The 24,228-nt window shown below is 49.4% G+C and carries 28 protein-coding genes; 7 read left to right on the forward strand and 21 right to left on the reverse strand.

Features of this window, described 5'->3' with window-relative positions:
• Window positions 1-7 precede the first annotated feature (7 nt).
• The 4 genes from ACFSUF_RS12320 to ACFSUF_RS12335 all read right to left on the reverse strand — a co-directional run bounded on the left by ACFSUF_RS12320 (window position 8) and on the right by ACFSUF_RS12335 (window position 1,752).
• The gene (locus ACFSUF_RS12320; protein ID WP_377603211.1) at window positions 8-355 is read right to left on the reverse strand and encodes a carboxymuconolactone decarboxylase family protein; all 348 of its coding nucleotides are present in this window, start codon (window positions 353-355) and stop codon (window positions 8-10) included.
• 97 nt (window positions 356-452) lie between these two features.
• The gene (locus tag ACFSUF_RS12325) at window positions 453-665 is read right to left on the reverse strand and encodes a hypothetical protein (protein WP_377603212.1); all 213 of its coding nucleotides are present in this window, start codon (window positions 663-665) and stop codon (window positions 453-455) included.
• Window positions 666-758: 93 nt separating this feature from the next.
• Window positions 759-1,082, reverse strand: coding sequence for a hypothetical protein (locus ACFSUF_RS12330; protein WP_377603213.1), 324 nt, complete (start codon window positions 1,080-1,082; stop codon window positions 759-761).
• Between the two features lie 97 nt (window positions 1,083-1,179).
• Window positions 1,180-1,752, reverse strand: coding sequence for a xanthine phosphoribosyltransferase (locus ACFSUF_RS12335; protein WP_377603214.1), 573 nt, complete (start codon window positions 1,750-1,752; stop codon window positions 1,180-1,182).
• Between the two features lie 148 nt (window positions 1,753-1,900).
• Between ACFSUF_RS12335 and ACFSUF_RS12340 the strand changes: the two genes are divergently transcribed.
• Window positions 1,901-2,935 carry a YkvI family membrane protein gene (locus ACFSUF_RS12340; protein ID WP_377603215.1) on the forward strand — a complete coding sequence of 345 codons (1,035 nt, stop codon included), beginning with the start codon at window positions 1,901-1,903 and terminating at the stop codon, window positions 2,933-2,935.
• Between the two features lie 21 nt (window positions 2,936-2,956).
• Here ACFSUF_RS12340 and ACFSUF_RS12345 read toward each other — a convergent pair whose 3' ends face one another.
• Window positions 2,957-4,147, reverse strand: coding sequence for a glycosyltransferase family 4 protein (locus ACFSUF_RS12345; protein ID WP_377603216.1), 1,191 nt, complete (start codon window positions 4,145-4,147; stop codon window positions 2,957-2,959).
• Window positions 4,148-4,271: 124 nt separating this feature from the next.
• On the opposite strand from ACFSUF_RS12345, the gene ACFSUF_RS12350 reads away from it, so the two are divergent.
• Window positions 4,272-5,426, forward strand: a complete 1,155-nt coding sequence (locus ACFSUF_RS12350) for a sensor domain-containing diguanylate cyclase (protein WP_377603217.1) — start codon at window positions 4,272-4,274, stop codon at window positions 5,424-5,426.
• Window positions 5,427-5,436: 10 nt separating this feature from the next.
• Here ACFSUF_RS12350 and ACFSUF_RS12355 read toward each other — a convergent pair whose 3' ends face one another.
• The 5 genes from ACFSUF_RS12355 to ACFSUF_RS12375 all read right to left on the reverse strand — a co-directional run bounded on the left by ACFSUF_RS12355 (window position 5,437) and on the right by ACFSUF_RS12375 (window position 9,297).
• On the reverse strand, window positions 5,437-5,652 hold the full coding sequence (locus ACFSUF_RS12355) for a hypothetical protein (protein ID WP_377603218.1): 216 nt from the start codon (window positions 5,650-5,652) through the stop codon (window positions 5,437-5,439).
• 289 nt (window positions 5,653-5,941) lie between these two features.
• On the reverse strand, window positions 5,942-6,640 hold the full coding sequence (queC, locus tag ACFSUF_RS12360) for a 7-cyano-7-deazaguanine synthase QueC (protein ID WP_377603219.1): 699 nt from the start codon (window positions 6,638-6,640) through the stop codon (window positions 5,942-5,944).
• Between the two features lie 20 nt (window positions 6,641-6,660).
• Window positions 6,661-7,380, reverse strand: coding sequence for a 7-carboxy-7-deazaguanine synthase QueE (locus ACFSUF_RS12365; protein ID WP_377603220.1), 720 nt, complete (start codon window positions 7,378-7,380; stop codon window positions 6,661-6,663).
• A 79-nt stretch (window positions 7,381-7,459) separates the two neighbouring features.
• The gene (locus ACFSUF_RS12370) at window positions 7,460-7,726 is read right to left on the reverse strand and encodes a hypothetical protein (RefSeq protein WP_377603221.1); all 267 of its coding nucleotides are present in this window, start codon (window positions 7,724-7,726) and stop codon (window positions 7,460-7,462) included.
• 116 nt (window positions 7,727-7,842) lie between these two features.
• On the reverse strand, window positions 7,843-9,297 hold the full coding sequence (locus ACFSUF_RS12375; RefSeq protein ID WP_377603222.1) for a hypothetical protein: 1,455 nt from the start codon (window positions 9,295-9,297) through the stop codon (window positions 7,843-7,845).
• A gap of 125 nt (window positions 9,298-9,422) precedes the next feature.
• On the opposite strand from ACFSUF_RS12375, the gene ACFSUF_RS12380 reads away from it, so the two are divergent.
• Window positions 9,423-9,515 carry a YjcZ family sporulation protein gene (locus ACFSUF_RS12380; protein ID WP_377603223.1) on the forward strand — a complete coding sequence of 31 codons (93 nt, stop codon included), beginning with the start codon at window positions 9,423-9,425 and terminating at the stop codon, window positions 9,513-9,515.
• 65 nt (window positions 9,516-9,580) lie between these two features.
• Here the strand turns inward: ACFSUF_RS12380 and ACFSUF_RS12385 are convergent, their stop codons facing one another.
• Genes ACFSUF_RS12385 through ACFSUF_RS12395 form a run of 3 tightly spaced genes read right to left on the reverse strand, consistent with a single transcriptional unit; the run spans window position 9,581 to window position 12,672 of the window.
• Window positions 9,581-10,375, reverse strand: a complete 795-nt coding sequence (locus ACFSUF_RS12385; RefSeq protein ID WP_377603224.1) for a Cof-type HAD-IIB family hydrolase — start codon at window positions 10,373-10,375, stop codon at window positions 9,581-9,583.
• Between the two features lie 33 nt (window positions 10,376-10,408).
• Window positions 10,409-11,149, reverse strand: coding sequence for a pseudouridine synthase (locus ACFSUF_RS12390; protein WP_377603225.1), 741 nt, complete (start codon window positions 11,147-11,149; stop codon window positions 10,409-10,411).
• Window positions 11,150-11,151: 2 nt separating this feature from the next.
• Window positions 11,152-12,672: an RsmF rRNA methyltransferase first C-terminal domain-containing protein gene (locus ACFSUF_RS12395; protein WP_377603226.1), complete on the reverse strand. Its 1,521-nt coding sequence runs from the start codon at window positions 12,670-12,672 to the stop codon at window positions 11,152-11,154.
• A gap of 141 nt (window positions 12,673-12,813) precedes the next feature.
• On the opposite strand from ACFSUF_RS12395, the gene ACFSUF_RS12400 reads away from it, so the two are divergent.
• Both ACFSUF_RS12400 and ACFSUF_RS12405 read left to right on the forward strand, forming a co-directional pair.
• The gene (locus tag ACFSUF_RS12400) at window positions 12,814-13,302 is read left to right on the forward strand and encodes a thioredoxin family protein (RefSeq protein ID WP_377603227.1); all 489 of its coding nucleotides are present in this window, start codon (window positions 12,814-12,816) and stop codon (window positions 13,300-13,302) included.
• Between the two features lie 3 nt (window positions 13,303-13,305).
• On the forward strand, window positions 13,306-13,773 hold the full coding sequence (locus ACFSUF_RS12405; RefSeq protein ID WP_377603228.1) for a PCYCGC motif-containing (lipo)protein: 468 nt from the start codon (window positions 13,306-13,308) through the stop codon (window positions 13,771-13,773).
• A 45-nt stretch (window positions 13,774-13,818) separates the two neighbouring features.
• On the opposite strand, the gene ACFSUF_RS12410 is transcribed toward ACFSUF_RS12405, so the two are convergent.
• From ACFSUF_RS12410 to ACFSUF_RS12420, 3 genes are read right to left on the reverse strand one after another with little or no spacing between them, the layout of a single operon-like run.
• A complete protein-coding gene (locus ACFSUF_RS12410) occupies window positions 13,819-14,211 on the reverse strand; it encodes a DUF309 domain-containing protein (protein WP_377603229.1) in 393 nt (130 codons plus the stop codon).
• Window positions 14,211-15,011 (reverse strand): GTP pyrophosphokinase, encoded by an 801-nt coding sequence (locus ACFSUF_RS12415; RefSeq protein WP_377603230.1) that lies wholly within the window; start codon window positions 15,009-15,011, stop codon window positions 14,211-14,213. The genes ACFSUF_RS12410 and ACFSUF_RS12415 overlap by 1 nt, the downstream gene beginning before the upstream one ends.
• A 30-nt stretch (window positions 15,012-15,041) precedes the next feature.
• Entirely contained in the window at window positions 15,042-16,133 is a 1,092-nt protein-coding gene (locus tag ACFSUF_RS12420; RefSeq protein ID WP_377603231.1) for a quinone-dependent dihydroorotate dehydrogenase, read from the reverse strand.
• Window positions 16,134-16,293: 160 nt separating this feature from the next.
• On the opposite strand from ACFSUF_RS12420, the gene ACFSUF_RS12425 reads away from it, so the two are divergent.
• Window positions 16,294-16,428, forward strand: a complete 135-nt coding sequence (locus ACFSUF_RS12425; protein WP_377603232.1) for a hypothetical protein — start codon at window positions 16,294-16,296, stop codon at window positions 16,426-16,428.
• Window positions 16,429-16,508: 80 nt separating this feature from the next.
• On the opposite strand, the gene ACFSUF_RS12430 is transcribed toward ACFSUF_RS12425, so the two are convergent.
• The 4 genes from ACFSUF_RS12430 to ACFSUF_RS12445 form a co-directional block, all read right to left on the reverse strand.
• Window positions 16,509-18,104: a stalk domain-containing protein gene (locus tag ACFSUF_RS12430; protein ID WP_377603233.1), complete on the reverse strand. Its 1,596-nt coding sequence runs from the start codon at window positions 18,102-18,104 to the stop codon at window positions 16,509-16,511.
• Between the two features lie 43 nt (window positions 18,105-18,147).
• A complete protein-coding gene (locus ACFSUF_RS12435; RefSeq protein ID WP_377603867.1) occupies window positions 18,148-19,896 on the reverse strand; it encodes a FecR domain-containing protein in 1,749 nt (582 codons plus the stop codon).
• Between the two features lie 219 nt (window positions 19,897-20,115).
• Entirely contained in the window at window positions 20,116-20,358 is a 243-nt protein-coding gene (locus ACFSUF_RS12440) for a ferredoxin (protein ID WP_377603234.1), read from the reverse strand.
• Window positions 20,359-20,498: 140 nt separating this feature from the next.
• Complete coding sequence (locus ACFSUF_RS12445; protein ID WP_377603235.1) at window positions 20,499-21,791, reverse strand: DNA polymerase IV; 1,293 nt, start codon at window positions 21,789-21,791, stop codon at window positions 20,499-20,501.
• Between the two features lie 163 nt (window positions 21,792-21,954).
• Between ACFSUF_RS12445 and cimA the strand changes: the two genes are divergently transcribed.
• Entirely contained in the window at window positions 21,955-23,571 is a 1,617-nt protein-coding gene (gene cimA / locus ACFSUF_RS12450; RefSeq protein WP_377603236.1) for a citramalate synthase, read from the forward strand.
• Between the two features lie 47 nt (window positions 23,572-23,618).
• Here cimA and ACFSUF_RS12455 read toward each other — a convergent pair whose 3' ends face one another.
• Entirely contained in the window at window positions 23,619-24,152 is a 534-nt protein-coding gene (locus ACFSUF_RS12455; RefSeq protein ID WP_377603237.1) for a redoxin domain-containing protein, read from the reverse strand.
• Between the last annotated feature and the right edge of the window lie 76 nt (window positions 24,153-24,228).

Consider the following 24,228-nt stretch of genomic DNA (forward strand, 5'->3'; position numbering starts at 1 on the left):
TTCTACTTTAATGTACGATACCCTCTAACGCTTTCTGAACCCTTGTGACACCTTGGGATATCGCATGGCCTCCGCCGAGAGCACCGGCCACGGCAACGGTCTCCATGATTTCTTCCCTGGAAGCTCCCTTGTGAAGAGCCTCGCGGACATGATAGAACGTGCACACTTCATTGTTAGCGAACAGGCCCATGCCCAAGGCGATCAGCTGCTTTGTTTTGGCGTCGACCGCTCCTGGCTGAAAGCACTCCCCCGTAAAGCTATGATAAGATTGCACAACTTCGGGCAACTGCTCCGACATGTGGCTCAGCTCATCCTTGTAGGCCGCTACTTTACTTTCCATCTTATGATCAGTCATGCTCAGGTTCCTCCCTAGACAGTTCGGATTTACCCTCTTATATGTTTCTGTTCGCAAGGGCGGTAAATCCATTCAACCTAGGTTGTCCCTGTCGGGGTTAAAATATAAGTGCGCGTTCCTCATCAGCCGGCTGATATATATAGCTGCGGTCAAGTTTTACAATCCTTCGGTTCTGTTTGCGGATCATCACGCTTTCCTCATCCCAAGCGACTACGATGCCTTTGACATCGTTTGTTTCCAACGCGTCCCGGACGACCCTCAGCTTCGTGCTGTTAATTCTATATTCATCTAATTGTTCATCTGTAATCAACGGTATATCCCCTTTCTTGTTCAAAAAAAGAAGCCTAAACGAAATAACATTTAGGCCTTTGTCTATATAATTGCCGAAACCCGCAGCCGAAAATCAGCCTACCGTTTCTTTAGAATCATTGGTTTCATACCAGCAGTCCAGAACGGTGCTGGACATTACGCGCTTGCCGATATACTCTGTCTGTGCAGGTGTGAATTGCTCCGCCCAAGGTATGGACAGCTCTTCGCAAAGCTTGACGACAGTCAACAGTTCTGACCAGGCAACATAGCGTTTGTACCAGAAAAATTGAGGATGCTCGATCATATAGGGATATAGATCGTCAAACTCCGTATGCTTACAGTCTAACGCGCGCTCAAAATGTATTTTGGCATCGGATAATTTCTTCGTAAAAAACTCGGCCATTTGTTCGTTCCCCATAACTTTCGCCTCCCCTCGTGACTTACCATTTATTATAAAATAAAATCCCTGCGGTGGGAAGGCGCGAAACATTAAAATTACCAACCCTCCGCTGACTCTACTCCTCAAATACGATCCGGTTGCCCGCTAATGAAGAAATTTTGACCAAGGTTTCCACGCGGATTCCCTGTTCCCTGATCGTCCGGCCGCCGGCCTGGAACGTCTTTTCCAGCACGACGCCCATCCCGGCCAGCTCTGCTCCCGCCGTTTCTACTATACGGATTAATCCCCGTGCAGCGTCTCCGTTGGCAATGATATCGTCGATGAACAATACACGGTCCTCCGAGCTAAGAAAACGCTTGGATACCATAATGTCCGTAACGATCCCTTTCGTAAATGAAGGAACTCTCTCGCAGTAGGCGTCATTATCCGTCGTTACCGATTTCCTGCGGCGGGCGAAAACCAGCGGAACGCCTAGCTCAAATGCAGCGGCGAACGCGATCGAAATACCGGAAGACTCGACAGTCAGTACCTTCGTGATACGCTCCTCACGGAATCTGCGGGCAAACTCGCGGCCCATCTCCATGATCAGCTGCGGGTCCACTTGATGATTCAGCAGCGCATCCACTTTCAACACCTGGTCGTTTACTACGCTGCCTTCCTGTAAAATTCTCTGCTTCAATTGTTCCATAGTCCACGCTCCCCGTTTTCTTATTTGTAAATTAACACAAATGTTGAAAAGCCCGCAACCTTTATTAACAGGTATGCCCGTCCGAAAGCAGACATACGCTGAATATATAAGGGTAGAAGCGTTCTATCCTCCGGAAAGGTGGCTGTGCATGAGAACGATCGGCAAAACACTGCAAATAGCATTTACTTATATCGGCACGGTAGTCGGGGCTGGTTTCGCCACCGGCCAGGAAATCCTGCAGTTTTTTACACGTTACGGCTGGTGGGCGGCCGCTACGATCGCGGCCGCCAGCATCCTTTTTATATGGCTGGGAACAAAATTAATGCTCATGTCCCATGACATCGGGGCGGCATCTTATGAAGATTTCAATAAGCACTTGTTCGGAGAAGCTTGGGGCAGACGCATAAGCACCGTGTCGATGTTTCTTATCTTCGGTGTCTCTTCCGTAATGCTGGCAGGGGCAGGTTCGGTATTCGAAGAGCATTTGCATATCTCGTACCAGACCGGCCTGGCCGTGACGCTGGTCCTTGCCTACCTGGTGCTTTCGAACGGGATGAGGGGAATTCTGGCTGTCAATTCATTAGTAGTGCCGGTTATGCTTTCGTTTACGTGTATTGTCGTTGCGCACACGCTGCAATCGCCTGCGCGCAGTAATTGGCTCGAGCTGTCTGGAGATTTTTCCCTGGCCCAAATATGGACATCCCCGCTGTTGTACGCAGCATTCAACTTATCAATGGCGCAGGCTGTGCTGGTCCCCCTAGGCTCCTCGGTGACGGACCGCAGGCCGCTGTTGTGGGGAGGGATTCTCGGGGGTATCGGGGTGGGCGCGATGCTGCTGGCAGGACATTTTGCCTTGTCGGCACAGATGCCGGGCATCACACAGTTCGACATTCCCATGGGACATCTGATTTCGGGTTTAGGTATGACTGTGCAGCTTATTTACATCGTCATCATCTATGCGGAAATTTTTACAACATTTCTTGCGGATGTCTACGGGATCATGATCCAAATTTCGCAGCGGTCCTCTTTGCATTCTCAATGGATTCTGCTGCTGATCCTCGGCTTATGCTATCTTGTCAGCCAGGCCGGGTTTACGTTTCTGCTCTCCACTTTGTATCCGTTGTTCGGCGCCATCAGCATTGCTTGGCTCGGGATGATGATCTGGAGGCGGCGAATCGCATAAGGAATAAGCGGCGCAATGTCTTCAGTGCGCGCTTTCTTCCCCTTCATCCTCCTTCGCAGCCGCTTCCTCCGGGAGGCTCAGCATATGTTGCGGCACGAAACTCCGGTACATGTCTTTCAGCTCCAGAATGACACGGTTCAGTGAATAGGAACGTTTTGCTTTCTCCGATGCCGCCCTCGCCAGCTGATAACGGTAACTCGGATCCATAATGAGGTTTTCAAGCGCATCGCACAAAGCGGCAGGGTCTTCAGGCGGAACAAGGAGTCCGTTTTGGCCGTCCTGGATCTGTTCAGCGATGCCGCCTACATTCGTACCGACCAGAGCCAGCCAGCAAAGAGCCGCCTCTGCAAACACCGATCCGAACGCCTCCGCTCTTGAAGGCAGCACAAACACATCAAAGAAGGGCATAAACTCTTCAGGATGCAGGGTATAGCCGTAAAATATCGTTTCTTCATATACGTCCAGCTCCACCGCCAGCTGCTCCAGCTCTTCCCGGATCGGACCGTCTCCTATAATGTGAAGCACATAATTATGCCCTCTGCGCTTCAGCTCGGAGCAGGCGCGAATTAATATATCCAGTCCTTTGGCAGGTACAAGGCGGCAGACGGTAATCAGCTGCGTTACTTCATTCTCATGGGGAACCGGCCGGAACCGTTTATCGTCGAATCCGTTCGGAATCACTTGTATGTTGTCTCCCGAGTCCATATATTCGGATAAGTACTTTTTAAAAGAGTCCGACACCGTAATGATCCGGTCTGCTCTCTGTTCGATCTCCCTGTACAGGCTCGTCAAAAATGCCTTTTCCGGCCCGGTATCTTCAATCTTGCGATTCAACAGCAGTTCGCGTTCAAAGCTCGAGTGAATCGTAACGATCAGAGGCGTGCCGGGAAATCTCTGCTTCATAGCCAAAGCCGCAATCGGATGATGCGCATGGATCACGTCGTAAGATTTCTTGATGCGGAGCTGAGTCCACCATAAATAATCCTTGTAAGTTTGAATGTACTTGTCGACGATCGGATTGCCGCCGTAAGGCTTCCAGTCAAACGTATCGAAACTAATTTCTTCCGAACCCTTGTTGCGGATCCGCTTAGGCAGAGAGAATAAATCCATCTCCCAGCCCATCTTGATAAATCTCTCCTGAATATACGGCACCATGGAGGAAACGCCGCCCGGCTGTTCCGGCGGAAAAAATAACGCCTGTAATATGTTCATGCAGTTTTCCCCTCCCTTTTACCCAGGTTTTATGATATAATAGAACGTATGTTTCTGTAAAGAAAGACCAAAGACCCATCTTGGAACGATGATGGACCAACCCGAACGGAGCCTTTTGCCTGTCATGAAACCATTAGACTTTCTTACCGGTCCTGCCGGTCTCTTGTATTCCTCTTCCTGCATCAGCATTATTGTGTTACTGATGTTCATAATGTCGGCAAGACTATTCCTCCGGCGGCGCAAGAAAGCATACCTCTCCTTGACCCTCTCGCTGGTTATTACCCTTGTCTCGCAATTACTGATTGTACTAGATTCGCTGCATAACGGAGAATGGCTGAATGCGGCTCACTTGGGCCATCTGCTGCAGATAGTCGCCTTTATTGCGTTGCATGCTGCTATTTATCAATTATACAACAAAACCGGCGGCAGAGAGTTTGTCCTCGTTACCTTTTTCATCGGTACAGCCGCAGTTATTTCCTTTCTGCATTACCGGTTCAATACGCCGATGTTCACACCTGGCAGCCCCGTCTATTCACCGCTATACGCGGTCCATAATATATGGCTTGAGCTGTACTTGTTTCTGCTGGTGTTCATCTGCTTTTATACGGTATCCCCCTACATAGGACAAAGCGTCAAGTATCAGGCCGGCCTGACCGTCTTTTTTTTCCTCCAGACCGCTCACCTAGCGAATGTATACTTATTTGACCATCAGCAGCCCGGCTTAACGATTGTTGAGAATTTTCTGCCGCTGCTATACTATGGCATCGTCTTTTTCATCCTGTTTGACCGGGTCGTTGAACTGCTTCAGGCAGTCTACAGATCCTCCATTACGGACGGGTTAACGGGGCTGTTCAACCGTAAATTCTTCTTTAACAGAGTACGGCAATATGTATCCGCGGAGCACAGAGTATCGGTTATTTTCGGTGATATTGATAATTTCAAAACCTTGAACGATACCCAGGGGCATCATAAAGCGGACGGGGTTTTGAAACAAGTAGCGGAGATCATGGCCGAGGAAACGCAGGGTATCGGCCTGGTAGGGAGGTATGGAGGAGAAGAGCTGGTCGCCCTCATCACCGCGCCCGGCGTGAAACCGGATGAGGTGGCCGAAGCCATTCGCGGAAGAGTAGAAAGCGAATCTATCGTAACTATCAGCCTGGGCTGCAGCAAATATAAGAAAGGCCTGACCGCCGAGGAACTTATCCAACTGGCAGATCAGGCCATGTATATGTCGAAGACAACCGGAAAGAACAAAGTCACGCTTCATTCCGGACGTTAATTCATTTATGTTATCCTATCTGTATCACCGGAGAAGGGACGGCCGGCGAGCTGTTTCCTGCATCCGATCCGGCAGAGATTCCGGCAGGCGGCTTCTGATGGATGAAAGCCGTGACTCTGTCTTCCGGCACTGCCGGAGGGACATGGATCTGAAACCCGCCGAGTAATGCATAACTAACCGCAGAACAACAAAGAATGGCAGCCGCCAGGGTGCGTACATGTTTCATGACCTTGAATCCTCCTGTTAATTCATTCATGCACTCTAGACGCAGCGGGAAGCTCTTTTGTTACTTGGAACTTTATTCCATTGAAACTTACTGAATTACAAGGTGAAGCGGCTTAAGCCGTCTTTAGGCGAGCAGATCGTTTCATTCCGGAGAAATATCAAAATGGAGTATAAAGTGAAACTTATACTTTCTGATATTTTGAGATAAACCTCTATCGGGACTTATAGTTTCATATGTGATTAAAAAACCAGGCCCGGTAGTGTACCTGAGCCTGGTCGGTAATACTTGATTATGTTGTATGCTGCTCGTATGGGATCGGGTCGGTCATTCCTGCTTCTGCGAAGCCTTTCAATCTCAGCCTGCAGCTGTCACAAATCCCGCACGCTTCCTCTTTTCCATTATAACAGGAAGTCGTTAGTTCGTAGGGAACGCCCATCTTCATTCCTTCCCGTATAATCTCGGCTTTCGTAAGATCGATTAAAGGAGTTTCGATCGAGAGTGTTTTCCCCTGCGCTCCTGCTTTGGTTCCTACGGCAATCACTTCTTCCATCTTGCGGATAAACTCAGGCCTGCAGTCCGGGTAACCGCTGTAGTCCATCGCATTCACACCGATATATACAGCTTCAGCTCCGTTTACTTCCGCATAGGAAGCTGCGATAGATAGGAACAACAAATTTCGCCCGGGCACATAAGTCACAGGAATATCTTCTTCCGGACTTTCCGCCCCTTCGGGCACTTCGATCGTATCGTCAGTCAGCGCGCTGCCTCCGAATTCCCGGAGAAAATCGAGCCGAACCACTTTATGGCGGTGGGAAACTTCATAAAATTCAGCAACTTTCCTTGCATTCTCTAGCTCGATCCGATGACGCTGCCCGTAATCGAAAGTGATTGGATACAGCTCATAACCGCTCGTTTTGGCGTATCCCATACAAGTTGTGCTGTCCAAACCGCCGCTAAGAATGATAACGGCTTTCTTCTTGCTGTTCATGCTACAGACCTCACCTTTCCTTAGACTCCGCGCATAGCGGGATCCCAAATAATTTTGTGCATTTGCATATTCAGCTTTACATGCGACAAGCCATGCTCGAGCATCAGAGCAACGAGCTTGTAAGGCGGCATTGTTTCCCATACAGGGCTGAACAACGGAAGAGCCTTGGTCGGATGCTCGGTAAGCAGATCCACGGCCCTCTGAAAATCTCTTTCACTTCCGATAACGAATTTCAATTCATCCTGCGGACGGAGCAATGTAAAATTGCTAACCAGCATCTGCTCCTCTTCTCCTGAATCCGGAAGCTTGTAATCCATAATGTAACGGACTTTCGGGGAATGGACGGTTGCCAGAAAAGGTTTCAAATCAACAGCGCCATTCGTCTCTATGTGAATATCGGTCAAACGTTCCATATCGGCCAAAGCCTCTATAAGTGCCGCGGATTTGGTCCCGTACAACAAAGGCTCTCCGCCTGTAAGGCAAACGTGGGTTGATTTGTATTTGCTTACTTGTTCTATAATATCGGCAATTGACATTACCATTTCGGCTTCTTCAGGCGGATAGCTGTATTTCGTATCGCACCAGGTACACCTTAGGTTACAGCCAAAAAGCCGCACGAATACGGTCGGGAAACCTGCACGCGTTCCTTCTCCTTCCACTGTCTCGAAAATTTCCACCATCGGCAGGCGGATGTTCTTCAAGTCTTTGGCGGAAAGGTGTTGCTGCTCCAATTGTTCCATGTTACACCTCATATCTATAAATACAATACCGTTCATTATATCACGAGACGGATACCGGAGAGAAGCGGTCAACCGGCTTTTATGGTTTTGTGGGCTTTCTGACAAAATGAAGATTCAATTCAATCTCCTGCAGCCTGTCATTTTCCTGCTTCAGCCGCTCTTCAATTTGGGCCGTTAAATGTTCCATCTCCAGGCTTACATCTGTTGGTATTTCCGCTTCCTTCAGTGATTTTACTATGTATAACAACAGTTGGATTGTTTCTTCCATCATGCCGCGCTTATTCCCTTCCAGCACGACTTCCGACAAAAAAACAACATGGCGGAGCTGTTCCTGAGTAACCTGCATGGCATCCCCTTCTTTCCTTCTTCCATTATCGGAGTTTTTGTCGAAATATGGAAGTGTAAATTTACACGGATAGAAAGGAAGGGCCCTCCAAATGGAAGGGCCCGTCTGCCGGCCTGTTAATGATAGTCCACTTCAAACATAACTTCATCAATCGGTTCGTCGTTATACATCATGGTAATGTTGACGGAATCATAATCTCTTTCCTTATCGAGCTCCTGCATCAGCATAGTAGCAATAAATTCGCGGTCATCCCCGTTTCCGGGTTCCCGGAAATCAATGAAGCCTGTGATCTGTTGGGTGCTGATGTCCATAGTTGCCGTACCGATCGGAAGGCCCCCGTAACTTTGCTGATAAATTTCGTAGGTCAGCACATCACCGTCATCACGGGCCATAACTACAGTGTAGTCCTCTTCATCGATCTCAGCCTCGTCATCGGCGTACATAGCGGTCAGTTCATCATCTTCATCGTCCGCATAATAGTCGAGGTCATCGTCCGAATCTCCGATGGTGTAGATTTCTTCCACTTCCTCGTCATCATCATCGTCCGCATAATATGCATAGTCATCGTCATCGTCATCGTCCGCATAATAGAAATCATCGTCATCATCCACATCGTCATCGTCTGCATAATACACGATGATTTCCTCGTCATCATCATCATCCGCGTAATATTCCAACCCGTATTCGTCATCATCGTCTTCGTCATCGTCCAATGCCAAATCCGATATGGTTTCCTGGGCATCCAGCAAATCCTTATGCGTCAATTCTATCGTGTCGATCAGTTCGCCTTCAAATTCTACATCCAATACGAACGTATCGATTTCATTCTCATCAAAATCGGATACGATGAGATCTGCCACCGCATCGATTTCCTCTTCCTCTGGAGGGTACATCCAATTGATTTCGCCTGACACGTCGCTTCCGTAAATTGTCATGAACGCTTCAGCAACGAGAACCTGTGTATCGGAATACACATGGTACTCCACCTGATTCCGGCTTTCTCCTACAATGACGAGTTCAAAATAAACCTCTTCCACGTCGGAATCCTCAGCGTCGTAAGCATACATGTCATCATAATCCGCATCTTCATCTTCATCGTCAAAATAGAGCTCTTCCGTAAGAGCGGCATCATCATCGTCTTCATCGACCCAACGGGAGATCTCGCCGATATTTCTGTCCGTCGCAATAACATGGTCATATCGGCTGTAAGTTACAAGCACATCGCACTCGTCCACATTCAGAGCATCAATCAGGGATTGAACGTAATGCTGGGTAAATTCAATGACAGCTTCCTTTTCCCTTGCAGACATGGACTCTTTATCGAGCTGAATCGATCCGGAAATACGGTCCCCTTCGCGGTATACCAACGTTAATGTGCCGGCATAGCGGCCGTTCAGTACGACATCGTTTACTTCTCCGCCTGAAGTCCTCAGGTCCGGCCTAAGCGAAATATTGAGCATGAATGCGCCTCCCGTCAACTTTGGTGTTGTGCTTTTACTGTAGTAGGTTGTCGCAAGTCCAAGCAAAATATCCATAGCGCCTAAATGTCCGTCATGGGTACAAACGTCCATTACATCAACTTCCAATGCGCATATACTGCAACATACCGGGTGAGCCACCCAGGATCACATGAAACTTAGCCGGAGCAAACAACAGCCCTTTCACCCGGAACTTCACTTCAAAGGGAGGAATTAGAATGTCTGCAGCAGGTTACGGCTTTACTTCTACAGGCGTTATTCTGGTTTTATTCATCCTGTTAGTCATCGTTGCCCGCACTTTCATGTACTAATCGGCACCAATGCAGCGTAAAGAACCGGTTCCGCACGGAACCGGTTCTTTTTCTCATGGTATTGTTCAGTTGAATTGCATATATTTCTCAATCGCTTTGTGCACACCATCCTCATTGTTGGAGGAAGTGACCGCATCGGCCGCAGCTTTAACGGCATCCGGTGAGTTATCCATGGCGATGCCCATTCCTGCAAATTGAATCATCTCGATGTCATTATAATAATTGCCAATGGCAATCACTTCTTCTGAAGAGATGTTTCTCGTACCGGCCAGTGCCTTCAAGGCGCTGCCTTTATTAGCATGGGAATGCATCACATCAATAAAGGCATCACCACTCCGGATAATCCGAAGTTCCGTAGACAACAGCGCCCATTCTTTTTCAATCCGGTCGATGATGTCTCTGGCCGCAAAGCAAGTGAATTTGACAATTGGCGTCTCCAGAGCAAGAACATCCGCGACTACTTTAGGGGTTATATAAAACTGGGCATACATATCCTGTGCTTCCGGTGTCATTTGTTCCACATACATCTCGAATGCCGTGTTTACGTCAAACTGTATTTGATGGTCTCTGCAGTATCGGATTAACGGTTCAATCTCGGCTACGTTATAGGAAAATTCATGGATCACGCTGCGGTCGGCTGAAGCCACCGTCGCGGCACCGTTATGCGTTATCAGCGTACCCGATAAACCCAGCTTTTCCATCACGGGCAGCGTGCTGACCGGACTGCGGCCGGTGCAAAGCACAATGCCGCAGCCTTCCTCGTACACCTTCCGAATCGTGTTCTTTGTATTTTCCGTCAGTTGATGATCATCCGTGAGCAGCGTTCCATCCACGTCAAGCGCAATTAAACGGTATGGCATCTCTATTAACTCCTATCTGTTCCAGCTATAGTTTTATCCTGTATGTTTAATAAGCAATTCCAATTCATCGGCCGTCAATTCCCGATAACTTCCAGTCGGAAGCTGCTGATCCAATGAGAGCGGACCCATGGAAAGCCGTTTAAGAAAGATAACGGTCTTGCCAACGGCTTGAAACATCCGCTTCACCTGATGAAACTTACCTTCTCTAATCGTAAGTTCTATTTCGGAAACCGGCGAGTCACCGTCTTCGGCACGCAATATCGACAAGTCCGCAGGCATTGTCTGATACCCGTCGTCCAGTGTTACTCCTGCGGCAAACGCTTCCCCATCCTCCTCAGTAACGAAGCCCGATATTCTGGCATAGTAGGTTTTGGGAACATGTTTTCTGGGAGAAAGCAGGTTATGAGCCAGCTTGCCGTCGTTCGTCAGCAGCAGCAGCCCTTCCGTATCCTTGTCAAGCCTTCCTACGGGAAAGGGCTCGAAATGCCTGTAGCCGTCGCTCAGCAAATCAATAACCGTCCGGTCACGATGATCTTCCGTCGCTGAAACTACGCCTTGCGGCTTATTCATCATCAAATATATAAATTCCCGATATTTCACTTCTTCCCCGTTGACCTGAATAAGATCGTTTACCGGATCTATTTTCATGCCGGGATCTTTGACCTTTTGGCCATTCACGTTCAGTACGCCCTGTTTCGCCAATTTGCGGATATCGCTTCTGGATCCGATTCCCATATGCGACAGGATTTTATCCAATCGTTCCGTCTTTGCCATCTCTACGTCCACCTCCACCCTGCAGGATACTCATTTTTCAGCATACCGTCCCTCCATTTGCCCCATCCCAAGGGAAACCCGTCAACGCACACAAGACAATAGCCTTTGGTCCAACCCTCCTCATCCGGTTTAGGGTCCAGCGCGGTAAGAATAAGGCTAGCCGATATCTCCAGCGTTTCCCCTTTCAAATAACGGATAGCTTCCGGTTCTGTGGAAGGAAGGTCCACCCTTCTAACCGCCTCGTCCGCTTTCAGTCCGAGAGCCAAAGGATGAGAAGGCTCAAAGCGGTTCTTTTTTAGCGTTCCGATAAACCATCCGGGCCTGATCACCTTAAGCGTGTCCAGCCGGGGGACGCCCGGCGGCTGCAGGTACACATGGCTGCCGTATTTCATCAGCTTCCCCGGAAGAGGCCGGGTGAGGGTGAGCCGCATGAAGCGCTCCACCTGCTCCGCTTCCTCGCGGGTCAGCTCCGTCTCATCGGCGGCCTGCTTCCAGCCGCCGCCTCCCTTGCGCCCGCGCGGCTGCGCCCGCGCCCGGCGCAGCGCCCCGCCTGCGTCCTCATCCGCAGGCGCCGCCTCCCCCGTGCTCCCGCTATGCTCGAGCACGGCAAAGAAATGGCCCTCCCCCTGCATCAGGTGGGGCCAGATGCGGCCTGCGGCCGCCACCTGCGCCGCGCTCTCGGGCGTGTAGCGCCCGCTTGGCGCGAGCCAGTCCGCCCGGCCCGGGGCTAGGCCGAGGCTCGCGGGGATCACCGCCACCCTGAAGTCCGGGTGGCCGCTCAAAAACTCCGCAATCATACCTTCGTTCTCTTCCGGAGAGAACGTGCATGTCGAGTACACGATGCGGCCCCCAGGGGCCAACAGGGCCGCCGCATGGGCTAGAATGTCGCGCTGCATCAGCACGCATTTCTCGACGGAATGCTTCTCCCACTGCTTGGCCATTTCCTCGTCCTTACGGAACATGCCTTCGCCCGAGCAGGGAGCGTCAATCAGGATTTTATCAAAAAACGAAGGGAACGACCTCACCAGCGAAGCAGGCCACTCATTCAGAACGATCGCATTGCTGACTCCGGCCAGTTCGAGATTTTTCGCAAGCGCCTTGACCCGTTCTCCTGCATTATCATTGGCCGCAAGTAGTCCAAGTCCTTGAAGCTTTGAGGCGATTTGCGTAGATTTGCCGCCGGGAGCCGCACACAAATCCAAAACCCGGTCCCCGGGAACGACGCCCAGCAGCTCCACGGGCATCATAGCGCTCGGTTCCTGTATGTAATATAGCCCTGCATGGTAGTAGGGATGTTTGCCGGGTCGATCTTCTTCCTGATAGTAGAAACCTTCAGGGGCCCAGGGAATCGGGCTGAGCGTAAACGGGTTGTATTTGCTGAATGCAGCCAGGCTCACTTTATTCGTATTCACCCGGAGCCCGTAATAACGCGGCTTCTCATAGGAAGCCATAAATGCGGGGTATTCTTCTCCCAGCAGCTGTTGCATTTTATCCAGAAACGCTTCCGGCAGTACCGAACTCATAGCAGCTACACGCTCTTTTCTTAGCCTTACTTCTGTCACAATCCAAGGCGGTTTCTATAGAATTATAGACATAAGATGCAAGTTTGGACAAGGATGTAGTATAATTTATCATATTCTATTTTACTGTATAAGGGGTGTCTTATGAAGAAAATCAGTATCTTTGTGGGTCTTATTATGGCTCTTCTCGTTTTGATTTATTTTCTTAACAATACGACAGCGAACAATGCGTACGGCATCAGCTCCAGCAAACTGCACGCAGAGACTCGCGAACAATTAAAAGATCCGAATTACCAGAATATTATCAAACCCGCGGATCTCGAAAGCAAAATCGCCAGCGGCGACGGGGTATTCGTTTACTTCTACTCCTCCGCCTGCCCGCACTGCAAACGTACCACACCGGTGCTGAATCCCATCGCAGAAGAAGTCGGCGTGGAGCTCGAACAATTCAATCTGCTGGAATTTGACGGCGGATGGCTGAAATACAATATTGAAGGAACACCGACCCTCGTATACTATAAAGGCGGCAAGGAAGTAGATCGTCTGGCGGACGGAATCCGCGAAGAGGGTGCTACGGCGGGGAACACTGAGGAAGATTTCCGGAATTTCCTTACCAAGCATAAAGGGGAGTAATCGATGATCCGAAGAAGGAATCTGTTTTGGATAGCGTTGCTGACGTTTTGCCTGTTCAGTGTCATCATAACGGCATGCGGCAAAGAGGATTCTTCCGCCTCGGGCCAGCATACGAGCCACAACTCGCATGAGACTCTGGTTGAGACCGCATCCGCTAAAGAGCTTCCGGATTTCCTGAGCAAGTATACCCCGCGTACCCGCGAACTTTATGCCAAAGCGGACGAACACGAGGAACTGCTCAAAATGCTGAACTGTTACTGCGGATGCATGGATTATGCAGAAGATGCTCATACGTCTTTATACAGATGCTACATTCAAGGCAAGCAGGACGGAAAGATTACCTGGACTGACCACGCAACACAATGCGGCATCTGCACGAACGAAGTGAAAGATGCAGTCGATATGAAGAACAAAGGGATGTCCAACGAGGACATCGTGAAAGCGATCGATAAAGCTTATAAGGGAATTTAACAAGAAAGCCCCGGACCTAGTGTCCGGGGCTTCGCTTTACGTTGTTTATGCTCGGATCAGCTCTTCCAGCAAAGGATCCGTGATTCGTATCGTTACCTCATATGGAGCCAGGGAGGTTTGTTCCTCAGCCGCCTGTTGTAAACGCATCAGGTATGCTTCGATATCCGACCGGAAGCGAGCCAAGTGAATGCCAAGAATGAGATCAGGATAAAGCCTCAGTTTCGACAATGCTGCCTCCAGGAGCTTAACAGCTCCCCCGTAATTGCCGTTGTCGTGGTGATATAGGCCTACCGCAGCCTGCAGCAACCCCTGAAACAGAGGATTCCGCCCTTCTTCCAGCCAAAGCTCTTCCATCAGATCATGACAGGTATAATAATCCCGTTCTAAATTGAAGCAGCGCAGAAAGCCGATATACAGCCGGTCATAGCCGCCGTCCATCAATTTCCGCCTTTTTTGGCTCTCTGGATCGAGGCTTGGATCTCCCTGTGGACCTCTTTAATTTCGTAGACGTTGTTCTCCTCCCAAGCTTCGTTAAACCGCATTTGAAACTGGACGGCTTCCCTCACCCGGTGGAAGAAATACAACTCCTGAATCCCGTTCAGCACCTTATGGACAATGATCGAACTGTCTTCAAAGCTCTTCTGGGCTTCAACGATGTCCTCACGGATATTTGACATTTCCTTATCCAGAATGAAAGCCGCCTGGGCAGCGTTTCTTAACCGGACCCGCACTTCTTCCGGAAGCTGTTCCTTGTATTTATAGTTCAGAGAATGTTCGATCGTCGCCCAGAAATTCATTGCGAGCGTACGAATCTGAATCTCGGCCAGCACCTTCTTAAGTCCGATCGCCGTCTGAACAGGATATTCCACGATAATATGAAACGAGCGGTAACCGCTGTCTTTAAAATTAGTGATATAGTCCTTCTCATACTTTACGATGAGATCCTGCCGCAGCCGGATTAAATCAGCCACCCTATGAATATCCTCTACGAACTGGCACATAATCCGGATGCCTGCAATATCCTCGATTCCGGTTTCGATCTGTTCCATCGGTACTGATAAACGTTTGGATTTCTCCAGGATGCTGGATATTTTCTTAACCCGCCCTGTAACAAATTCAATGGGAGCGTACTCGTCCCGGGATCTAAGTTCAGAGCGCAGTGTTTTGAATTTTACTTTCAGTTCCTCTACTGCTTGTTCGTAAGGCTGCAGAAATTTCCCCCAGTCCCTAACATCCATTAGCCCCCGCCTCCTTGTTGAATAAGCTTCTTACTCGGTTCCTACCGCTTCGCTTATATGTTTGAAACCGTCTCTCCGCAGCAGCTCCCGCAGGCCTGCATGGATTTCGCGGTTGATACCCGGCCCTTTATAAATCAAGGCTGTGTATATTTCTATCATCGAAGCGCCTGCCTTAATCTTGTCATAGGCATCCTGAGCGTTAAATATACCTCCGGAGCCGATAATCGGCAGCTTTCCGCCTGTTTGCTTATAGATTTTCTTGACCATCGCCGTCGATTTCTCGAACAACGGCCTTCCGCTTAACCCTCCGGCTTCCTTCGCGTGACGATGCTTGAGCCCTTCCCGGTCCAGCGTCGTATTGGTAGCGATAATGCCCGAAACCCCGCTTTTGCTGATCGTATCCGTGATCATTTCCAGTTCGTGATCGTTCAAGTCCGGCGCGATTTTCACCAGAACCGGTTTGACCTTTCCGCCTGCTGTGGCGTGTTGAATCAACATTTCGTCCGTGACCGCAGCAAGCAGCGATTTTAATTCCTGCCCATGCTGAAGGCTTCTTAGATCCGGTGTATTCGGCGAGCTTATATTTACCACAAAAAAGTCCCCGTGTCGGTAGAGTGCCCGGATGCATTTCCGGTAATCCGATTCGGCCTCTTCATTCGGCGTATTTTTGTTTTTGCCGATATTGACGGCTATAGGAATGCTGCGTTTCGAAACCTTCTGCAAATGAAGGGCCATCGTTTCCGCACCCACGTTATTAAACCCCATTCGATTGATTAAACCCTCATCCTCCGGCAGGCGGAACAGCCTTGGTTTCTCATTTCCTGCCTGTGCAACCGGCGTAATGGTGCCAACTTCCGCGAATCCGAAGCCGATGGAAGAGAACCCGGGTACGGCTTCCCCGTTTTTATCCAGCCCTGCTGCCAAACCGATCACATTGGGAAAGTGCAGCCCCCATAAATCCATGCTTAACTCCGGTGTTTCCTTCACTCCATACATAGATTCCAGTAAGGGCAGCATTCCAGGCCATCCGGCCGTCCGCCGCATCCCGTTCACGATCAGATGATGCGCCTTTTCCGGGTCCATTCGAAATAATACAGGTTTTGCTACATTTGTGTACAGCATACTCGACTCTCCACTTCTCAGGAATTGACTCTACCCTTCAGTTTATCGTTTTCAGCCGTAAAAGGGAAGTGTACGGGAGCGGAAACTCCTATGGAAAACGATGAATAAAGCGGTTACAATATAAGTATAGTCTATTGATTCCTATGTAGGGGGAATGTCCGTGTCGAAGCGAAAACCGCCTGTGATCCAGCATAGAAAGAAAGAGGAAGTCAACCGAAAAGCATTATTCTGGAGCCTGCTCAGCATGGGAGTTTTTGTAATCGCGGTAACAGTGCTGCTGGTTTTAGACAAATAACATCGATTCCGCCCGAAACGGAAATAACCCGGTTCTTCCAAATGGAAGCCCGGGTTTTTCATGTTATAGCTGCCTCGCCTTTACTTTAGAACAATACGGTCTCTTAAAATCACTGCCTGATAAGCCGCATTCCACTGCACATCCATATGAACGGCTTCAGCGAAAAATCTAACAGGAACGAATGTTGTTCCATTCTTCGCAAACGGTGCGGCATCGGTCGTTACGGTTTTCGCTTTTCCATTTTCCGTTACGCTCACTTGGGTGCTTCCCAGCTTCAGTTCAATGCTCGAAGTTCCTTTGCTTAACAGGACCTCACCGATTTTGCCATAGGAGACTTTGTATCCCAGAGCCTCGGTCACAGCGCGCAAAGGGATCATGACTCTGGAGCGGACGCTAATAGGGTTGGCATTCTTCCCTATTGCCTTCTGCCCGTATAATACTTTCAGCGGACCGCCCTTAGCAGTTCCCTCAGGGAATTGATAGGGGGCCAATTTCCGGATTTTATGATTGGATGAGTCCGCGATATAAATAACACCGTTGGGACCGGCCGCAACATCCGCAGGACGATCGAGCAGAGCATAAGCCGCAACACCGTCTGCTTCCCCGCGCTCCGCGTCCATGCTTCCAGCTAGAGTGTAAACTTGTCCGTTAAACAAATAACGTACCGCATGATTAAGCATATCGGCTATAAGCAGCCCGCCTTCCGATGTAAGGGCAATACCTGCAGGCCTGTCGAATTTGGCTTGCGGAGCTTTGCCATTGATATAATCTCCTGCAGCATAAAGCTCGTTAGGATTATAGGCAGTACCTTGCAACCCGGCTCCCCCGCCTGCAACGGTAGAGACCGTACCCGCCTTTAGGTCGATATATCGGATCCTCTGATTTCCCGAATCGCTGACATATAAGTTTCCTTTTCCATCGAGGGCAACGGAAGTAGGCTCATTAAACTTGGCGTGCTGCAGCGGTCCGTCCTTGAAGTCCCCTGCAGGGGCTGCTTCCCCGGGAAAGACCTCTACCAGCCTGTCCGATGCTGCATTTAAAGTAGTGACCTTGCCGTTTCTATCGATTTTTCGGATCAGATGATTCAGCGTATCGGCCACGTACAGTATTCCGTCCGGAGCCGCGGCCACATCAGAAGGGTGATGAAAGCCGGCTTCTTTGCCCGCTCCATCCTGCGAACCGAAAACTCCGCTGCCCGCTATGGTACTTACATTTCCATTCCTGTCGATTTTGCGGATTGAATGATTATCATTGTCGGCCACGTAATAATTCCCAAGACCGTCAGCTGAAATGCCTAGAGGCCCATTAAAGAAAGCCTCGTTAGCCGGGCCGTCCCATAATCCGCCCACCGGTAGGTTTTCTGCATCTTTGTTAATATAATTTCCGGCAAGGGTTAACACCTTCCCCCCCTGAATGCGTCGGATTTGCTGGTTCTTCGTATCTGCAATCAGCAGCGTTCCGTCGCTTGCCAATTCCACACCGGACGGCATCCGAAAAGCGGCCTCCATTGCGGGCCCATCCTTTTCGGAAAAATCTCCGCTCCCTGCCGCCGTCGTTACCTCATACATCGCCCGCTGCTTCAAGATCGTACTTTTCTGTCCGGCAGCATCAGCGGCAGCCGTCCCGCCCAACGTAAGCACAGCCGCCAAAACCGGCATCGTAACTTGTTTCCACATAGCTTACTCCCCTTATTTCCCCAAAATGTACAATCTGTTCTATTTATTTATCCAGCGAAAATAAACTTCCGTCGCCTTTTACTGCCTTCGCCTCTACCTCTATATTAATATTAGTCAAATCTGCGGAAGCTTTCATCGGGATTACCGCAAGCACCTGTTCAGAATTTACCGATACGCCCTGTACATTGCCATAATGAGAAATGACGTAAACGAATTCGTTCCGCGCCTCGTTAGCCGACGTTCCTTTCACTTCTTTAAAGCTTTCTACGCTTCTGTCTTTATTGAAAATAGTGCCTGTGCCAAGTTCAGCACCCGCTTGAGCATCGAGTCCGATACCGGGTCCATAGGAGAGGTGAAGTTCCAAGCCGTACAAATCCGTAATGCGGTCAAGAAGCACACTGACTGTAAACGATTCACCCGCTTTGACCGAACTCTTGGAAGGGACGGCCTTTACAATACCCTTTCCGGAAGGAGGATTCGAATTCCCGCTTCCGCTGTTCCCGTTGCTGGGATTCCCTTGGTTATTTTTCTTATTTTCCTTAAACTTTGCCTTCTCGGATTCGGTTAATTGAGCTAAAAATCTCTCCTGGGCATTTTTCAGCTCCGCTTCCAGTTTGGCCCGGTTGGCTTCTTCTAAAGTTTTCTGGGACTCTATCAACTGACGAAGCAGGCGCTCCAGCCTCTCGCGGTTTTCTTTAATCAACTGCTCCTCGTCCAGATAAGCAGGCTTTTCTTTCTTAATCGCTTCTCTCTCTTTCTCCAGCGCCTTATCCAAACCGGCTTGCGGATCCAGCGGTTTCACTTTCGTTACATCGATTTTTTGGGCGGGATTGCCGATTGATTTATTTGCCTCTTCAATCAGCTTGTCCAGTAAATTTTTCTCTATTTTTTTCTGGTTCAAAGCTTCTTTGGCTGCATTACCGATCAGATTGTTCAAATTAGCAGCAATGTTAGACAAGTCATCCTGGCTTGCAAAAACCAAAGCGCTCTTCTCTTCGAGCTTCTTGCCGCCTTGTTCCAGTGTCCGCATCATCTGCTCTATGAAAGCTTCATTCTCTTTTTGAATCGAGGCTGCATTGCTGATCATCGCCTTAATGACATCGGGAGAGCTGTTTCCTATCAATTGGCCGATATTCACCACTTCTACTCTGGCTTCGATCGGACCGGTCCCTGTTCTAGTATCTAACTGGATTTGCTGAGCAGGGTATAAATGTACCGTATTCGATTGCTGTGCATTGCCGGCGCCCGTGCTGATGTTTTGAATGGATGTGCTCTTGACTACCCCCGACATGACAACAGTTGAAACCACGCCGGTCATTGGATTCACCACAACGACAAAATGCGTTCCCCGCACGCCCATTACTGCCGTCGGCGTTTCAATTTGAAACTCGTCATCTCCGTTCAGCTTCGAAACCGAACTGTATACTGATCCTGATATAAGTTTCAGCTTGGATTTCTTGCCTCCGGCGGCTGAATTTTTCAAATCCGACACATAGAATGAACTGTTTTCCGCAAATGTCATCACATCTCCGGTTCTATCGCCAATCTGAAGCGTCAAGCTTGATTTGGCGCCTACCGAGACCTGATCCCCTTGATTCAGCGTCATATTCCGGAAAGCGGAGAAGCCCCGGCTGCCTCCCGCTTTCTTAACTTTCACCGTTCCTGACAACTCCACGATCTTCGCCGCTCTGCTTGTCTTGGCTTCCGCAGCCGGCAGGAGCGTCATGCTCAACATATGTAACAGCAATACCGCTGCAAGCAGCAGCGAGTACGGTCTCGTCCACACCTTCATTCCCACGTTGGTTTACCCCTTCCAATATGTACCTTTCTAGTACTTTCTTCCTCCTATTTTAGATGGCAGATAGGCATTAAGCAATTGGAAGATTGGTAAAATTTTATTATTTTTGACATGGTTATGAGCTGTTTCACCAAATTTCTCCGAGGAGTAAGGAAACCAAGCACAAAAAAAGCCCCCCGTTCCTAAGAACAAGAGGCTTTCCTATATTCGCAATTAACCTTCTTTGTTGAAAGCAGTGTCCGCGATCTTGATAGAATCCGTTGGGCATCCGTCCGCTGCATCCTGCATATCATCGTACAGGTCTTCCGGAATTTCTGTATTTCCGCGGTTCGCATCGGCGCTGTAAATCACTTCAGCCAACCCTTCATCGTCGTAATCGTAAATGTCAGGTGCAGTAGCGCCGCAAGCTCCGCAAGCGATGCATGTGTCTTTCTCTACCCAAGTATACTTAGCCATTATAACAAACCTCCATCGATATGAGCTCAAATGATTAAAACATGCTATCTACAATATAATACATACGCTTTGAAAGTTCAAACGATAACTGTTCTCGTTACACGTTCCGGCCGTTAGTATTTTACCCATCCTTCCCCGCGCTACTCCTCGCTTTCCTTTCTCAATTTCAAATGGTCCATCTGCAGGGAAGTCCCGCGTACACGATGGTTCCGGATCAACGCGGACGGATCGTCTCCGAGCATTCCTGCCGTCAGTACGGCGCTTTCTCCGAACTTATCCCGCAGAAGATCGAGGGTCCGGTTCAATTCCGCTTTCTTCGGTGCCGCTTCATAATTGAATAGATCCAGCTGAATGGCCGCTTCCTCCCTGGCCGTCAGATTTTGAAGAGTGATCCCCAGCAGCCTGATCGGCTTATGGTGCCGCCAATGAAGCTCGAACAGCCTGCAAGCTTCTTTATAGATAACTCCTGCATCCTCGGTGGGCACCTCCAGCGTGGAAGAACGGGTAATCGTTTGCATATCCGGATTCCGGATCGTGATTTGGACTGTCGCCGCTACCAGCTCTTGTTTTCTAAGCCTTCTGGCGACCTGATCCGCAACGTTCAAAAACACCCTGTTCACATCGGCCGTCTCCGTAATATTTTGAGGCAGCGTTGTTGTATGTCCAATGGATTTGCTTTGTTCCCTGTCGGTATTCACCGGTGTGTCGTCCAACCCGTTGGCTGCCCGCTTCAACCAGGAACCGGTTACGCCGAACTCCCTGATCAGCATCCCTTCATCCGCCTTCGCCAATTCGCCCAGGTTATGGATACGTAGATGCTTCAGCTTTTCTGCCGTTTTGCCCCCGATTCCGTACATCGTGGAACAAGGCTTGTCCCAAAGAAGCGATGGAACGTCCCGGATGCGTAGTACGGTTATGCCGCTTGGCTTTTTCATATCGGACCCCATCTTGGCCAGCAGTTTATTCGGACCGATTCCGATCGAGCAGGGCAATCCCAATTCATTCAAGATCCGCTTCTGGATCGTTTCAGCTATCTCCAAAGGCGTGCCGAACTGCTTCGATCCTGTAATATCGACATAGCATTCATCGATGGACGACGCCTCCATGACGGGAGAATATTGATAGATTATATCCATAAAAGCATGCGAGTATCTTCTATATAAATGAAAATCCGGCTGCAGGAGAATTAACCCCGGAACTATTTTCAGCGCTTTCCCCACTTGCATGCCGGTCGTAATGCCAAGCCTCCGCGCAGCATAAGATGAAGTAACGATAATTCCTTTGCGCAGCTCCACGCTACCGGCAACTGCCAACGCCTTGCCGCGGTATTTATCCGGTTCTTCCGCTTCATGCACCGAACAGTAGAATGCATTCATGTCCACGTGGAGGATCACCCTCCCTTTGGAGGGGTAATACTCGTGCACCTTTTTCATACCATGTCCCTTCCAGTACTATTCTTCACTCTCTAGCATACGACTTTGCCGGGATAAGGGTCAATGCCCGTTCCGTCCTGCCAAAAAAGTTGTCTACAACGCTTTACATCGGTGATATAATAATGAATTATATTTGGACGCTTCTAGTTAAGGAGGACATAACATGACGACGCAGATCTCAATCTTCGACACGACCTTGCGCGACGGGACCCAAAGCGAAGGCATCAGCTTGTCCGCTGAAGATAAAATCAAGATTGCACAGAAACTTGACCAGCTGGGTGTTCATTATATTGAAGGCGGCATCCCCGGCAGCAATACGAAGGACATCGAGTTTTTTCAGCGGGCCAAGCAGTTGAACCTGAAGGCCAAGATTACTGCATTCGGCTTTACCCGCCGTAAAGATTCCGTGGCGGAGCACGACCCGAATCTTCACCGCATTCTGGAATCAGGCGCAGCAGCAGCGGCGATTGTCGGCAAGTCGTGGGACTTTCATGTTCACACTGCCCTCCAAACGTCACTTGAAGAAAATCTGGCCATGATCTATGACTCCATACGATATTTAAAGCAGCAGGGCATAGAAGCGATTTTCGATGCGGAGCATTTTTTCGACGGTTACAAGAATAACCCTGAGTATGCTTTAGCTGTGTTGAAGAAGACGGCGGAAGCCGGAGCAGACTGGATTACGCTTTGCGATACGAACGGCGGCACACTGCCCGGCGAAGTGCATGACATCGTTACAAGGGTAGTTCAGGAAATCCAAAGCCCGATTGGAATTCACACTCACAATGACTGCGAATTAGCAGTTGCCAATTCACTGGCTGCCGTCAACGCAGGTGCGCGCCAAGTGCAAGGCACGATCAACGGCTATGGCGAGCGCTGCGGAAACGCGAACCTTTGCTCGATCATTCCGAACCTGCAGGTGAAACAGAATTATAGCTGCATCAGCGACGAGCAGCTAACGCTATTAACCGGCTCTGCCCGATACATCAGTGAAATTGCCAACGTTCATATGCCTGTCTTCCAACCCTATGTCGGAAATGCCGCTTTCGCTCACAAAGGCGGAATCCATGTATCAGCCATTATGAAAGATGCCAAAACCTATGAACATATCCGGCCCGAATTAGTCGGCAACAAACAACGGGTGCTTGTCTCTGAACTTGCAGGCCAAAGCAACGTAATGCTGAAAGCGCAGGAACTGAACCTGGATATGAATTCGAACAGCGAGAAGACCAAGGAAATTATCGACCGGATCAAGAGTTTGGAGCATCACGGATACCAGTTTGAGGGCGCTGACGCCTCATTGGAACTTTTACTTAGAGATGCGTTCGGGCAAACGGAAGAAATTTTCACACTGGAGTCGTTCAAGCTTTTCGTCGAGAAGAACGCCAATCAGGCTGTCGTTTCGGAAGCTTTCGTAAAAATCAAAGTCGGCGAAGAAAAGATCTATACTGCTGCCGAGGGCAACGGTCCTGTAAACGCGTTGGACAACGCCCTGCGGAAAGCTCTCGTCCAATATTATCCGAATATTATGAATATGCATCTGGCTGACTATAAAGTGCGTGTAATCGATGAAAAAGACGCAACGGCAGCGAAAGTACGCGTGCTGATCGAATCGGCCAATACAGACCATTCGTGGAGTACCGTCGGCGTATCTCCAAACTTGATTGAAGCCAGCTGGGAAGCCTTGGTGGATTCTATCCGTTACGCGCTTCTGGGCCAAGTGAAGCAGGAAATTGCTGCCGAGCCGACCTTCGGCAAGATCGGCATTATCAATCATTAACAAATAAGCCGCTCATCCCATGAGCGGCTTCTTCTTATTCATTGAGGTTATCGAGACCATCGGCTGATCTGTTTCTTCAGTTCTTTCGGATCGACCGCCCCGTAAATGACTTCCCGGATAATCCCTTCCTGATCGATCAAATAACTGGTCGGAAATGCCATAATGCTGTATAAATCGGATACTTTACCCTGGGGATCAAGGAAGGACGGAAACGTAAAGCCATACTGTTTTACGAACGCAACTGCGTCTTCCTGTTTGTCGGACATGGTGCTGTTTACAGCATAGACATCAAGCCGGTCCTGATTCTGATCGTAAAATGCTTTCAGCTCAGGCGCTTCCTCCTTGCAAGGACCGCACCAGGAAGCCCAGAAATTCAATAGCAGCATTTTATCCCGGGTTCCCCCTACTTGATAAGACCCTCCATCCATACTCTTCAGGGAGAAGCTTGGCGCCATATGATTCTTCTTCGGTGCCTGCTCCATAGTTACTGCAGAAGCTTCCTTGGAAGCGTTGAATTGATATCCGATTAATCCCGCTACAATGAAAGCTGCCGTAATTACGATCCATTTCCTGTAATTCATCACTTGTCTGCGCCACCTTTGTTCCATCTATCGTTATTATAACCCTTCTGCAATAGTTTTACCAAGCGAAGCGTAT

Source organism: Paenibacillus gansuensis, assembly GCF_042684925.1.
Classification (GTDB): domain Bacteria; phylum Bacillota; class Bacilli; order Paenibacillales; family DY6; genus Paenibacillus_N; species Paenibacillus_N gansuensis.